The organism is Fimbriimonadia bacterium (genome assembly GCA_039961735.1).
GTDB lineage: Bacteria > Armatimonadota > Fimbriimonadia > Fimbriimonadales > JABRVX01 > JABRVX01.
On the sequence record JABRVX010000008.1, the window covers coordinates 11,657 to 24,612 of the forward strand.

At 63.2% G+C, this 12,956-nt stretch carries 13 protein-coding genes and 1 CRISPR repeat array; of the genes, 1 reads left to right on the forward strand and 12 read right to left on the reverse strand.

Going from position 1 to position 12,956, the window contains the following annotated elements; genetic code table 11:
* The first annotated feature begins 163 nt into the window (after positions 1-163).
* A CRISPR array of direct repeats spans positions 164-437; the repeat unit is 37 nt; unit sequence GTCGCAGTGACCGCCCCGCTAACAAGGGGACTGAAAC.
* A 209-nt stretch (positions 438-646) separates the two neighbouring features.
* A complete protein-coding gene (locus tag HRF45_02860; GenBank protein MEP0765470.1) occupies positions 647-1,216 on the forward strand; it encodes an orotate phosphoribosyltransferase in 570 nt (189 codons plus the stop codon).
* On the opposite strand, the gene rfbD is transcribed toward HRF45_02860, so the two are convergent.
* The 12 genes from rfbD to HRF45_02920 are packed head-to-tail and all read right to left on the reverse strand — an operon-like array spanning position 1,206 to position 12,955.
* Positions 1,206-2,051 carry a dTDP-4-dehydrorhamnose reductase gene (gene rfbD / locus HRF45_02865; protein ID MEP0765471.1) on the reverse strand — a complete coding sequence of 282 codons (846 nt, stop codon included), beginning with the start codon at positions 2,049-2,051 and terminating at the stop codon, positions 1,206-1,208. The two genes, HRF45_02860 and rfbD, sit on opposite strands and share 11 nt — an antisense overlap.
* The gene (locus tag HRF45_02870; protein MEP0765472.1) at positions 2,048-2,560 is read right to left on the reverse strand and encodes an O-acetyl-ADP-ribose deacetylase; all 513 of its coding nucleotides are present in this window, start codon (positions 2,558-2,560) and stop codon (positions 2,048-2,050) included. Before HRF45_02870 ends, rfbD begins: the two co-directional genes overlap by 4 nt.
* Before the next feature lie 3 nt (positions 2,561-2,563).
* Complete coding sequence (locus HRF45_02875; protein MEP0765473.1) at positions 2,564-3,343, reverse strand: ABC transporter ATP-binding protein; 780 nt, start codon at positions 3,341-3,343, stop codon at positions 2,564-2,566.
* Entirely contained in the window at positions 3,343-5,091 is a 1,749-nt protein-coding gene (locus HRF45_02880) for an ABC transporter ATP-binding protein (GenBank protein ID MEP0765474.1), read from the reverse strand. The genes HRF45_02875 and HRF45_02880 overlap by 1 nt, the downstream gene beginning before the upstream one ends.
* Positions 5,092-5,126: 35 nt before the next feature.
* Entirely contained in the window at positions 5,127-6,257 is a 1,131-nt protein-coding gene (locus HRF45_02885; GenBank protein ID MEP0765475.1) for a hypothetical protein, read from the reverse strand.
* Entirely contained in the window at positions 6,257-7,045 is a 789-nt protein-coding gene (lpxA, locus tag HRF45_02890; GenBank protein MEP0765476.1) for an acyl-ACP--UDP-N-acetylglucosamine O-acyltransferase, read from the reverse strand. Before lpxA ends, HRF45_02885 begins: the two co-directional genes overlap by 1 nt.
* Before the next feature lie 9 nt (positions 7,046-7,054).
* Positions 7,055-7,498, reverse strand: coding sequence for a 3-hydroxyacyl-ACP dehydratase FabZ (fabZ, locus tag HRF45_02895; protein ID MEP0765477.1), 444 nt, complete (start codon positions 7,496-7,498; stop codon positions 7,055-7,057).
* 14 nt (positions 7,499-7,512) lie between these two features.
* The gene (locus HRF45_02900) at positions 7,513-8,334 is read right to left on the reverse strand and encodes a UDP-3-O-acyl-N-acetylglucosamine deacetylase (GenBank protein MEP0765478.1); all 822 of its coding nucleotides are present in this window, start codon (positions 8,332-8,334) and stop codon (positions 7,513-7,515) included.
* A complete protein-coding gene (gene lpxD / locus HRF45_02905) occupies positions 8,327-9,352 on the reverse strand; it encodes a UDP-3-O-(3-hydroxymyristoyl)glucosamine N-acyltransferase (protein ID MEP0765479.1) in 1,026 nt (341 codons plus the stop codon). Before lpxD ends, HRF45_02900 begins: the two co-directional genes overlap by 8 nt.
* The gene (locus HRF45_02910) at positions 9,349-10,350 is read right to left on the reverse strand and encodes a hypothetical protein (GenBank protein MEP0765480.1); all 1,002 of its coding nucleotides are present in this window, start codon (positions 10,348-10,350) and stop codon (positions 9,349-9,351) included. Before HRF45_02910 ends, lpxD begins: the two co-directional genes overlap by 4 nt.
* Before the next feature lie 6 nt (positions 10,351-10,356).
* Complete coding sequence (locus tag HRF45_02915; protein ID MEP0765481.1) at positions 10,357-10,992, reverse strand: OmpH family outer membrane protein; 636 nt, start codon at positions 10,990-10,992, stop codon at positions 10,357-10,359.
* A 28-nt stretch (positions 10,993-11,020) separates the two neighbouring features.
* On the reverse strand, positions 11,021-12,955 hold the full coding sequence (locus tag HRF45_02920; GenBank protein MEP0765482.1) for a BamA/TamA family outer membrane protein: 1,935 nt from the start codon (positions 12,953-12,955) through the stop codon (positions 11,021-11,023).
* Position 12,956 lies beyond the last annotated feature (1 nt).

Consider the following 12,956-nt stretch of genomic DNA (forward strand, 5'->3'; position numbering starts at 1 on the left):
TAAGCTTCGAACACCTTTTTGCCGGAGTGAAAATTGTATGACAAGCTACATTGCGGGACTCTACCCCTTTTTTGGGGTGCCGAGAGACTCCCGCACAGGTTCAAAGGTTGACAGATCGCCAAATGTGGTGATACAATTGAACCTAGAGAGGGCCGAGGGAGGGGTCGCAGTGACCGCCCCGCTAACAAGGGGACTGAAACAGATTGCATTCGGCGTCCACCCGTGCCGGGAAAACGCTTCGCGTCGCAGTGACCGCCCCGCTAACAAGGGGACTGAAACGCCACTCCGGCGACGCGGTCTAAGTAGCCGTACCCGACGAAGTCGCAGTGACCGCCCCGCTAACAAGGGGACTGAAACCCCCCTTCTTCTCTCGCTCGATGCCGACTAGGCTTCTCCCGATGTCGCAGTGACCGCCCCGCTAACAAGGGGACTGAAACCAGAGGTGCCCCCGGCGGGAACATTCACCAAATGCGACTAGGGAGTGCATTCGCCGGGGGCACCTCTGGTTTCAGTCCTTCTGGAAACGGTCCACCTCGAACATGACCCCGAACCACCAGGCAATCTCGTGCACGTCATCCCGTGGCACCGCCGGGACGGCGAAACTGTCGAGCCGGCGGTACGAGGTACTCTGCCGCAGGAGCGGAGGATGGACGTACTGGAAGAACTGAGGAAAGCTGGAGCTGTGCTGCACGGGCACTTCGAGCTTTCCTCCGGCCTGCACAGCGAGGTGTACTTCGAGAAGTTCCGCCTGCTGGAGCAGCCCGAGGTGCTGCGCCCGCTCTGCCGTCAGCTCGTGCAGCCGTTTCTCGATCTCGGGATCGAGTTCGTCGTGGGGCCGACCATCGGCGGGGCGCTGGTGGCTTACGAAGCTGCTGCGGCCCTGGGCGTGCAGGCAAGATACCTCGAGCGAACCGGTGCCGGCGGAAGGGAGTTGCGGCGCGGTGCGGTGATCCCAGATGGAGCGCGAGCCCTTCTGGTGGACGACGTGCTTACCACTGGCCTGTCGCTGCAGGAGTGCCTGCCCATACTCGCTCACGCCAGGCTGATGGGGATCGCCGTGCTGCTCTCGCGCACCGAGCATCCGGTGGATCTCCCGGCGCGGTTGCACGCGCTGGCCACCCTGCAAGCTCCCAGCTACGCTCCCAGCGAATGCCCCATGTGCCGCGAGGGAGTGCCGATCACCAAGCCGGGTAGCCGCGGCGGACCTACGAGCTAGCGGGCGGTAGGCTCTGCACGAACTCCGCGAGTGCCTCGCCCCAGTGGCGTAGAGGGGGAAGGCCCAGGCGATGCACCTTGCTGCAATCCAGCACACTGTAGCGAGGGCGACGGGCGGGAGTCGGCCAATCTGCCGTTGCGATGGCCTCCACCTCGGCTTGAATGCCCGCTGCAGAGAGCGTGGCTACCGCGACCTCGTGCCACGTGGCGGAACCCGAGTTCACGATGTGGAACAGACCGGGCGGCGGCCCGAGAGCGAGAAAGCGCAAGATTGCCTCTGCCAGGTCCGATGCAGAGGTGGGAGAGCCGGTCTGGTCGGCCACTACGCGCAGCGGCCCTCCCAGGCGGGCGGCGTTCAGGATGGTCTTTGGAAAGCACGGACCTTTGGCTCCGAACATCCACGCCGTTCTTACGATGGTCGCGCCTTCGGGGTAGGCGTGCATTGCCCGGCGCTCGCCTTCCAGCTTGCCTCGTCCGTAGTCGTTGAGGGGCTTCGGTTCGTCTTCTTCGGTGTACGGGGCGTCCTTCTCCCCGTCGAACACGTAGTCGGTGCTGACGTGAAGTAACCGGGCGCCCGATCCCCGGCAGCAGCGTGCCAGCACTTCGGGGCCCTCCGCGTTCAATCGGAACGCCTCACGGTTTCCCTCGCATTCGTCCACGCGGGTGAATGCGGCGCAGTTGACGACCCACTCGGGGCGATGGTTGTGGAGCGCTGCCGACACGGCATCCGCGTCTAGGATGTCCAGGTCGGCCTTGTTCGTGGCGAGGGCATCTGGAGCGAGTGCGGCCAACTCGGAACCCAGCATCCCCGCTGCGCCGGTGATCAGGAGCCTCACCGGAGGTCCTCCACGGCTCTCTCGTATGCTTTCTTCGCGCTCTCACCGAAGCAAACCAGCAGTACCTCTTCGATCTCCGGATGCTCTTGCAGGAAGGCGGTGACGGTGCGATAGGCGATTCGGGCCGCGCGGTCACGCGGGAAGCCGTACGCGCCGGTGCTAATAGAGGGAAACGCCACGGTACGGGCTCCGGCCTCGACCGCCAATTCCAGCGAGCGGCGATAGCAGGATGCCAAAAGATCGTCCTCGCCTTGGCCTCCCCCCTTCCACACGGGACCGACCGCGTGAATCACGAAGCGCGCCGGCAGCCGGTAGCCGCTCGTTATCTTGGCGTCCCCCGTCTCGCAGCCTCCGAGTCGGGAGCACTCGGTCAGCAGCTCGGGCCCAGCGGCGCGATGGATGGCACCGTCCACGCCTCCTCCGCCCAGCAGCGACGAGTTGGCGGCGTTGACGATAGCGTCAACCTGCAGCGTGGTGATGTCGGCCGAGACGATGCGCACACGTGCCATTAGTCAGCCTCCGACCCCGGTCGCATGTCGCGAGATGGCGACGACGGGCCGGGCACCCGGTCGCTCCAGGAGCGTGACTGCTGGGCCGTACAGGTCGCGCAGTCGCTGTGCGCTCAGGATGTCCTCTGGTGAACCGACGACCAGACTTCCCGATGGCACGAGGAGGGCGACACGGTCCGAGAATTCGGATGCGAGGTTGAGGTCTTGCAGCACGCAGAGCACTCCCACGGGGCGTTTGCTTCGTTCGCACAAGGTGCGCAGCAGAGACATTGCTCGTGCCTGGTAGCCCAGGTCCAGGTGTGCAGTCGGCTCGTCCAGCAGCATGAGCGGGGTGTCCTGGGCTAGGGCACGCGCGATGAGCGTCCTCTGCAGCTCGCCTCCGCTGAGCTGCGTGACGGGCCGATCTCTAAGAGCGATAAGGTCGAGGGCGTCCAGAGCGGCGTCCACGATGGGGCCGGCGTGTTCCTCATCACCGTGCGGCGTTCGGCCCATCCGCACCACCTCGCGCACGGTAAAGTCGAACACGGGGGGCTCGCTCTGGGGGACGTAGGCGATCAGACGCCCCCTCTCCGCAGCGCTCATCGCGTGGATGGAGCGGCCGTCTAGCATCACCCGACCCGACAGCGCAGGCAGATAGCCGGTGAGGGTGCGAAGCAGCGTGGACTTGCCCACGCCATTCGGCCCGATCAGCGAAAGCAACTCGCCAGGTCGTAGCTCCAGGCCGACGTCGGCGACAACTTGACGCTTCGCGTATCCGCACGCCAGCGACTCTGCACGGAGCATCAGTCTGCGGGAAGGACGGCTTCTAGGGTGCCGTGCACGTATGCAGCGTAGAGCCGTGCATACTCGCCGTCTCGAGCCAGCAATTCCGAGTGGTTGCCCTCCTCCACCAAACGACCGGCTCGCAGCACGACGATTCGATCGGCGCGTGCTGCGGTGCTAAGGCGATGGGCGATGACGATCAGCGTGCGCTGATGACGATTGCTCTCGATCGCCTCTTGGATGGACCTTTCCGAGACGGAGTCGAGTGCCGAGGTCGCCTCGTCCAGCAGGAGGATGCGTGGGTTACGCACGAGGGCTCGAGCGATGGCGACCCGCTGGCGCTCGCCCCCGGAGAGGTCGGTCGCGCTGGCCTGCAGCCCTTCCGCGGCGCCATTCGTCCGGCCACGAAAGAGGTGCGCCGCCAGGTGAGCGGCTTCTGCGGCCTGCTCGACTTCCTGGTCGGTGGCATTCGGACGACCCATGCGGATGTTGTCTGCGATGGTTCCGGAAAAGAGCAGCGTGGACTGGGGCACGACGCCGATCTGTGCTCGCAGCGACTGTGCCGTGATGTCCCGCAGGTCGTAGGAGTCGATGAAGATGCGGCCTTCGGTGGGGTCGTAAAAGCGCAGCAGAAGGTCGGCCAGAGTGCTCTTGCCCGCACCGCTTTCTCCGACGATGGCTACCGTTTCACCGGGCTTCACGGTGAAGGAGACATTGGACAGAGCCTGTGTGCCGTCGGCATAGCGGAACGATACGTTGTCGAATTCGATATGCCCGGCAATGGGTGGTAGCGGCTTCGCATCGGGCTTGTCGCGAACGTCGCTCTGGACGTCTAGCACCTCCCGGTAGATTCGGTCTGCGGCGGCGAGAACCTGGGCGCGCGTGGCGTTCATGTTGCCGACGCCACCTGCCGCGGTAACCATCTGGTGCGCGACGAATAGGAAACCCATCAGCTCGCCGCCCGTCATCACGCCTTGCGCGACGTCTCGCCCTCCGATCCACAGCACCAAGGCGATGCCGACCGTGCCGATGAGCTCCAGCATCGGTTTGATGGTGGATATCTTCTTCTGTGCATACATAGCGGTGCGGAAGGCGCTCTCGTTCGCATCGTCGAAGCGTTCGATCTGGTGATTTTCCATGCCGAAGGCCTTGATCACCCGGACGCCGCGGAGTGACTCCTCTAGGACGTGGACGAAGCCTCCGATTCGGTCCTGAAGCTCTCGTGTGATGCGGCGGACCTTTCGGCCCCGGTTGACCACGATGAGGAGCATGAACGGCATGGCGACCAATGCGGCTAGAGCGAGCCGCCAGTTCAGGATGAGCAGGTACACGCAGCCGCCCACCAACATCAACGGGGCGCTTACGAAGTCGCGCACGAGCCGCATTCCGTTCTCAACCACTACTGCGTCGTTCGTGATGGTGCTCTGGAGTGACCCGGCATGCTTGCGCTGGAAGTAGGAGATGGGCATCTGCTGCAGGTGCTCGAAGATGTGCGCGCGCAGTTTCTTGGTCATACTCTGGGCGGCGAGCGCCATGTAGTACATTTGCCCACGCGCGAAGAGGAAGTTGGCGAAGGCGACCGCAGCCACGAAGATCATCAGGCGGTCCAGCCCCGCTATGTCCTGATGTGTAGCGAGGTCTACGAAGTGCTCGATTAGTTTGGCGATGGCGAAGGTGATCCCCGCAACTCCCGCCGTGCAGAGCAAGGCGAGGGCCAGCGGCCGCCACTCGGCCAGCACCATGCGGATGACGCGACGCTCGACAGACATCACTTCAGCCTCACGGTAGCATATCGCAACCTGGCCTAGCAACCCGAATGCCCGGCTTCGGGCAGAAGGGACAGGGCGATTTCGGCGGTCCTCTCGGTCGCACCGGGAGGTCCGAGGCGCGCGACAACCTCTTCGAATCCGTCGAGCTGCGCTTGCCGGGCGGGTCCGTCATTCAGGAGCCGGATGCACTCCTGAACGATGCGTTCGGGTGCGGCTTGGGCCTGCAGCAGCTCGGGGCACAGCTTCCTGCCCAGCACGATGGATGGAAGAGCGACGAAGTCGAAACGCGGTTTTCGGAGTCGCCACTCGAGGTGCATCAGCCAGTCGCCTCGGTACATTACCACGATTGGGCAGTGGCATACGGCAGCCTCCAGTGTCGCGCTGCCCGAGCACACGATGGCCGCGCGGGCTCGACTGAGTAGTTCGATCGGGCCGTGCTGGGCGAGTGTTAGTGGGAGCCGGGTCACTGCGGACCAGGCCTTTCGTATCGCCTCGGGTCGGACAGTGAGAGCGGGGGCGACTTCGAAATACAGATCGGGGACTTGACGGGCGAGGTGTTCGCACGCCGACGCCATTACCGGAAGGTTGGCACGGACTTCGTGGTCGCGGCTGCCGGGTAGGAGGGCCAGCACCGGCTTTCGCGGCGCATCGGTGTGGGCCGGAGCAAGGTCGCGCAGCGGGTGGCCGACGAACTCGGCGCGTGCCCCGGCCTCTTGCAGCAGGCGCGCAGACCATTCGAAGGGTGTGGCGATCACGTCGGCGATTGCGGGCAGGTCCGCGCCCTGTCGGTCCTTGCGCCACGAGCCTGGCGGCATATAGTAGAGCACGCGGGCGCCGATAGCTCGGAGCCGGCGGGCGAGCGGGATGTTGAACGCACCGAAGTCTATAGGAACGTGGAGGTCGGGCACCCGCTCGGACGCCTGCCTGAGAAGGCGACGGTAGGAAGCGTAGACTCGCGGTACCTTCGGGAGCGAGCGGACGATTCCGATGGCCCCCCAGTCGGAGGAGTCGGCCAGCAGAAAGTCGGCGGCGTTGCGAAGTCGCGGTCCACCCACGGCTTCCACTCGCAGGTCGGGCCGTGCCGTTTTCAGCCTTGCGCAGAGCAGGGCGCCCACCATGTCTCCGGAGGCTTCGCCCGCCGTGATCCAGACGAGCGGGTGGGACACTACCGCTGGTCCTGCCGCCCGTACCTACCCTGTCTTCCGCTATCCACGAACTGGAGTAGGTAGTCCAACTCCTCGCAGGGCGGTACCTCTCTACGTACGACCTCGATGGCATGGCTGAGACCCATCTCGGAGCGGAAGAGCAGTTTGCAGGCCTTGTGCAGGGATAGGCGCGCGTCCGGGGTGGCGCCATAGCGGCGAAGGCCTACCGCGTTGATGTCCCGCACGTTGGCAGGATTGCCTTCGGTCAGCATAAAGGGTGGCACGTCCCTCACGATCCGTGACATACCACCTACCATTGCCACCTTGCCTATTCGTACGAACTGGTGCACTCCGGTCAGTCCGCCGATGTTCGCGAAGTCCTCGATGGTGACATGCCCGGATACACCCACACCGTTCGCCATGGTGACTTGGTTACCGACAGTCACGTTGTGCCCGAGGTGACAATATGCCATGAGGTAGTTATCGTCTCCTACCACCGTGGCACACTCTTCACCCGAAGCTCGGTGAAGGGTCACGAACTCGCGTATCACGTTCTGGTCGCCGATACGAAGGTAGCTGCGCTCGCCCCGATACTTACGATCCTGCGGGGGGCCGCCGAGAACCGCACCGGGCCAGACTTCGTTATATTTACCGAGGATGGTCCAGCGACCGATGTAGACGTTGGAGGCGAGCGACGTTCCATCGCCGAGGACTACGTCCTCCTCGATGATGCAGTAGGGTCCGATCTTGACCCCTTCCCCCAGTTCGGCACGGGGGTGAACGATTGCCGATGGGTGGATGTCCGTCACGACTCCCTGTTAAACCTCCTCTGGCCCATTGCGCTCGGTGAGCGCGAAAGTCAGTTCGCCCTCGGCAGCAATCTCCTCATTCACCCTACCTACCATGCTGATCTTGCCGATGTTACGCTTGAACCATAGCAGGTTGACTTCGGTGACGAGCGTGTCACCCGGAACCACGGGTCGTCGGAACCGGACGTTCTCGCAGCCTGTGATCACGGCGAGCTTCTTGGCATGTTCTGGATGCGACAGCATGATGACGGCCCCCGCTTGTGCCATCGCCTCCAATACTAACACACCGGGCATGATCGCTTGGCCTGGGAAGTGGCCGTTGAAGAAGTCCTCGTTAACTGTGACGTTCTTCAGCCCGACGGCGCGCTTGCCGGGCTCGAGCTCCAGAATGCGATCCACGAGTAGCAGTGGGTACCTATGCGGCAACAGACTGCGGATCTGCTCGACGTCCATAACGATGTCAGTCTTCAATACCCATCCTCCCTTCCTTTGTCTCCGCCGCGGAGCCGCCTAGCGACCTCTACGTTAACGGCATGCCCGGGCCGTTCCGCTCGCACCGACAGGTCATAAATGCTATGCCCCGACAGGGTGAGATCGCCTATGACGTCCAACACTTTGTGCCGCACCGGCTCGTCGGGAAATCGGGGCTGCGTCAGCGGGCCGTCCGTGGAGAATACCAGAGTGTTATCGAGGCTTGCGCCCAAAGCCTGGCCCAACGCCCGGAGCCGCTCTGCATCCTCCAGTAGTCCGAAGGTTCTTGCAGGGGCAACCTCGTGTAGATACACTTCCGGCGTGAGGGCGATGGATAGGCTCTGGCTGCCAATCGCTTCGTGTTCGTAGGAGATGGACACTGCGACCGAGCCCGTACCCGGTTCGACCCGAACGCGGGAACTGCCCGTAACCACTTCCACAGGTTCGATCTGCGGACATGCTTGCCCGCCCAAGCGCTCGAGTCCGGCTTCTCGCAGAGCTTGGGCGAAGGGTAGTGCGCTACCGTCCAAGATCGGAACTTCGGGTCCATGGATTTCGAGCACCGCATCGGTGATGCCGAGACCGTTTAGCGCGGAGAGAAGGTGCTCGACGGTCAGGATGGTTCCGTCTTCGAATCGCAGCCCCGTACATCGCGCAACGTCTACGATGTTGGCAGAGCGCAGCGGGTGCAATCCGCTGCCAGAGGTGACCTGAAGACCGGACGCGCCTGGGTGAACGGTTGCCGCGCACGTCTCGCCCGTGTGAACACCCGTCCCACGCCAGGCAACGGACTTACCGATCGTGCAGCGGTCACCCACTGCGCTTCTCCAGTTCCTCGACACGCGCTCGAAGCGCCCGCAGCTCTTTGATTATCTCCGGCAGCCTCGATGCGGCGGCCATCGTGCGCAGCGTCTCACGGCGGGGTCGCGCGGGTGTGCCCCAGTAGTCCCCAGGCTCGGTGATGGAAGCTGCGACCCCGGTTTGTCCACCGGTGCGAACGCCCGGGCCGATGCGGACGTGGTCGGATACCCCTGTCTGCCCACCGAGGACGACCCCATCCGCCAACTCGCTGCTACCCGAGATGCCGGTCTGGGAAACGATGATGCAGTTCGCGCCGATCCGAACGTTGTGACCAATCTGAACCAGGTTGTCCACCTTGGTGCCAGGGCCGATGACGGTGAAACCCACCATAGCGCGGTCCACGGTCACGTTGGCGCCTATGTCGCAGTCGTCGCCAATCTCGACATGCCCGACCTGCGGAATGCGTTGGTGCGTTCCGGCCTCGAAGCGGTAGCCGAACCCCGCTTCTCCGATGACGCAGCCTGCGTGGAGCCGGCAGCGACTGCCCACCCGAGTTCCGGGCATCAGGGTGGCACGCGGAAACAGTTCCGTGCCAGGCCCAACCGAGCAACCTTCTCCGACGTAGGCGAAGGGATGTAGCACGACGTCCTCTGCCAACCGTGTATCGGCCATCACACAGGCGAAAGGCGCGACGCGGACGCTCTCTGCGAGGTGGGCGTTGGGATGGACAAAGGCGAGAGGATGCACACCTACCAGAGGCCGGAAGTCGCCTTCGAACAGCGGTAGAAGTTGCTGCAGGGCAGTACGCACGTCATCCACGATCACCAAAGGCTTCTGGGAACTCGAACCCTTCGGAGCGAGAATCGCGGCGGCAGCCGAGTCCTCTGCGCGTGCAAGCCAGTCGGGGTCGCCCGCGAAGACGAGGTCTGTTTCCGAGGCTTGGTCGGGCGAACTGATTCCCGCCACTTCCGTATCGGGATCGCCGACCACGATGCCGCCCCCTGCCTCCGCGATGTCACGCAGGCGGTAGATCATGGTGCGAACTCCTTCAGGAAGTCGGCAGTAACGTCCCGGGCACCTCGCGGCGTGTCCGACAGCCGCCAGCCTTTCGCCCTTGCCCACAGGCGGGCTTGGCGTAGGAGGGACTCGCGCTCCCCGGCCGCCCAGCGAGCGGCAGTGTCAGCCCCTCGGCGAGCCGGAAGATCCGGGATGGGAACGGCGTCGAGCACGAGCACTTCCCGAAGCGTCGAGACCTCAGGGGTTAGCGGTGCATCCGGCAGGACGAGTCGAAGGTCAAAAGACTCCCCGCTCAGCTTCTGCTCTATGACTACGAGTTCTTCTCGAACCCGTTTTTGTGCATATTCGTCCGCCAGAACTTGTACATTTCTGCGGGCGGATGCGGCTGTGGCTTCGGCTTCCTGCTGCAGCGACCGCACCTGGGCGTCCTGCTCCGCGTCAAGTCGCTCGAGCTCTGCAACGACAGTACGCAGTTCCTCGCGCACTAAGTCGGGGCGGGGGCTCGAGCCGCCCTCGGCAGAGAGTACAGCGCGACGCACCAGCAATCGCGCCTTGCGTTCGGCGTACGCCTCTGCCAGTTCCCTCAGCCGCAGTCGCAGTCGGTCGTAGGCAGCCCCGGCTTCCGCGTCTGCCTCTTGCACGAGGTCTGCCTTTTTGCGCTCTACGTCCCGGGCGATTCGGAGGGATGCGGCATCACGCAGTTCCTGTTCTACCTCGAGCCTCAGACGGGCAGTGATGTCCAGCGCCAGCTTCCGCCGGGCCTCGAGTTCTTCTCGAAAGCCGGGTGTGGTGGTCAGAGGCTCGAGCACGAACTGCTTGCGAACGTTGTGTTCCACCTTTTCCTGTGGAACACGGAATTCGTGGAGGGCAGTAACTGCGCCCTCAGGCTTGAACGCCCTGACCTCCCAGACCCGGTCGAGGTTCACGTAGACCGTGGGCTCGGGCGGCTTGCCACATCCTGCCAGGGCAAGTGCGAACGCGGTGAGCGCCGCAGCTCTGAGACGCGAGAACGCCATGAAGTCCTACTTGTCTATTTCCTTCAGCACGAGGTCGGAGATGTCCGTCGGCGTATAGGGCGCGTATTGAGCGTCGAAAACCACCGAGAGTCCCTGCTCCTTGCCGATCTTTTGCACGGCCGCCTTCACTTTGTTGATAATGTCGGTCAGCGACTTCTGCCGCCAGTTCTGCAGCTCGGCGCGTAGCTCGTCGTTGAGCATTGGCAGGTAGTTGCGGTCCATCTCGATTGCTCGGCGGGTCAGCTCGCGCAGGCGGTCGTTCTCCTCCTTCGTGCGGTCCTTCTCGGCCTTCATCTGCAGGTCGGCGAGCTCCTTCTGCATGGTCTGCCCTTGGGTCTTGAGCAGGTCGAGCCGCTTTTCCTGCTCCGCCGTGCGATTTGTAGTGAGCCAAAGATCTCGAATTTCCTTTCGCTGGTTCTCGTCGTAGCAGCGAAAGGCGTCGAAGTGCTGGAGCAGCTCGTTGCGGAGGCGGGTATCGCGGTTGAACTGCGCCTCTGCATCCTTGCCGAGCTTGCTCTCTCTCACGACCTTGTCCAGGTCGATGGAGCCGTTCTTCGGGGCAGCCCCCTGAAACGCCACTACGCTCATGAAGGCCACCGCAATCAGGGCACCGAAGATCGCACCCTTTCCGAAGCTGTTCATATGAGTTCTCCTCCCAGTTAGTGTCGTGTCAGAACGTGTGACCTATCATGAAGTGCGTCTTGCTCTTACCGTCCTCGTTGATGGCCAGATCGAGTCGTATCGGGCCGAGCGGGGTTCGGAAGTGCAAGCCGATACCATAACCGAGCTTGCCGTCGAACGTTCTGCTTTGCGTGAATGTGTTCACCGTATCGTATCCTCCCCAGGCACTACCGTAGTCTACGAAGGCAACGGTCGACATGCCTTTTTGGATAGGGATGCGATACTCGAGGTTGGCGAACGCCACGTGGTTACCCCAGAAACGGTCCTCGGAGTAGCCACGAACGCTATCGGCGCCGCCCGCGAAGTACTGCTCGAAGAAGGGTATCTTGCCTACCAGCGTGCCTGCGTACAGACGCAGTGCCCACACATGCCTGGTGTCATCGGGGCGTAACCGCCTCCCCTGTCCCGAGTAGTACCACCGCATATCAATTTGGAACTTCGTAAAGGCGTTCCTTCCTAGCACATCCTCACCGGACACAGCCCCTGCGACTTTGGTGATGTTGGAGATGCCCGTCTCCACGGTGCTCTTATAGTAATGTCCAGACGCAGGGTCTATGTCTAGGTCTCTCGTGTTATGCACGGCGCCCAGGCTTAGCGCGGAGACGTCGCCGTCCTGAAGGATGAACTTGTCCTCATCGGTGGTTGGCACGTCGCTAGTCCGGACGCCCTCGAGACGAGCCGAGGCAAATGCGGTCAGCACCTCACCGAACGGACGGCTGAATGTGAGCACGCCGCCCGATCGTCGCTCATCGTAGCGCTCGGTGGCGTCCGGGTCGGTCTCGCCGCCGAAGAAGTTGCGGCTGAAGCGGTAGATCTGTTTGTCGTACAGGCTGACGCTCATGCCGGTTCGGCGCGAGTCCAGCCACGGGTTGGAGTAGCCGACGTCTATGTCCACTTGGCCTGCCCGGTTTGCCCGCATCAGCTTCAGATAGGCGGACTGGCCAGAACCGAACAAGTTCGCCTCTTCTACTTGTACAAAACCGGCGAAGCTCTGCCTGTCTGCGTAGCTGATACCGAGGTTCACGGAACCAGTTCGGCGCTCCTGGAACTTGAGGCCGAGCTCCACGGTGTCTATGGTAGGCGCGTCGGGATCGAGCGCATCTACGGCGTCGAAGAAGCCGAGGTTGTAAACGCGGAGGATGTCCTTCCGCCAAGTCTCCAGGTTGAAGAACTCGCCCGGCTTGGTACGGAGCTCTCGCCTGACGACCTTTTCCTTGGTTGCGCGCAGCCCCTCCAGTCGCACTCCGGCAACGCGCATCACGACGATCTTGATCTCGAAGGTGCCGGGGTCAGATTCCGAGAACTCTGCCGATTCGATCTGACTGAAGTACCCCTTGCTATCTAAGTAGCGCCGCAGGTTGCCCGCGTCGGTCCGCAGGGTGTTAACGTTCAGTACGCGCCCCGGCTGCAAGGTCATCACCTTCCGCAGTTCCTCTTCCGGCACCACGATGTCGCCGACGAACCGGAGTTTTTCGATGACCGGATTCTCTACCAAGTCCACGACCACTCGCACGCCGCCGGGGGTCGGCTCGGCGTAGGGCAACACGTTCTGAAAAAGGCCGAGGCCCTGGATCGCTGCGGCATCCTGAAGGAGGAGCGTGTCGGAAAACTCCTCTCCGACCTTCAGCTTCATGGCCACCCGCACGGTCTCCTCGGCGATGTTCTTCAACCCGTTGATGGCCACTTCGGTCACGGTGCCTGCTGTCGCGTTTTGCCCTTGCACCTGGGGGGGGTGGGTTCTCGGACGCGCCTGCCAAGCGGGTGCCGTGAGCAGCACGCCGGGCGTTGCCGAGGCTGTGTCGCCCTCGAATCGCGCTCCGCTCAGCGGATTGGACCACTCCATGGCTCGGACTGGGGCCCCTGCAGCCAACACACCTGTCAGTGCCGCTGCAAGACCAAGTCCACGAATCCCTTCTCGGACCATA

What these genes read in the sequence shown, in the direction of transcription:
- HRF45_02920 (MEP0765482.1), bottom strand. Translation starts at nt 12,955, where the DNA reads ATGGTCCGAGAAGGGATTCGTGGACTTGGTCTTGCAGCGGCACTGACA.
- HRF45_02870 (MEP0765472.1), bottom strand. Translation starts at nt 2,560, where the DNA reads ATGGCACGTGTGCGCATCGTCTCGGCCGACATCACCACGCTGCAGGTT.
- HRF45_02860 (MEP0765470.1), top strand. Translation starts at nt 647, where the DNA reads ATGGACGTACTGGAAGAACTGAGGAAAGCTGGAGCTGTGCTGCACGGG.
- HRF45_02915 (MEP0765481.1), bottom strand. Translation starts at nt 10,992, where the DNA reads ATGAACAGCTTCGGAAAGGGTGCGATCTTCGGTGCCCTGATTGCGGTG.
- HRF45_02880 (MEP0765474.1), bottom strand. Translation starts at nt 5,091, where the DNA reads ATGTCTGTCGAGCGTCGCGTCATCCGCATGGTGCTGGCCGAGTGGCGG.
- HRF45_02910 (MEP0765480.1), bottom strand. Translation starts at nt 10,350, where the DNA reads ATGGCGTTCTCGCGTCTCAGAGCTGCGGCGCTCACCGCGTTCGCACTT.
- lpxD (MEP0765479.1), bottom strand. Translation starts at nt 9,352, where the DNA reads ATGATCTACCGCCTGCGTGACATCGCGGAGGCAGGGGGCGGCATCGTG.
- HRF45_02875 (MEP0765473.1), bottom strand. Translation starts at nt 3,343, where the DNA reads ATGCTCCGTGCAGAGTCGCTGGCGTGCGGATACGCGAAGCGTCAAGTT.
- fabZ (MEP0765477.1), bottom strand. Translation starts at nt 7,498, where the DNA reads ATGGACGTCGAGCAGATCCGCAGTCTGTTGCCGCATAGGTACCCACTG.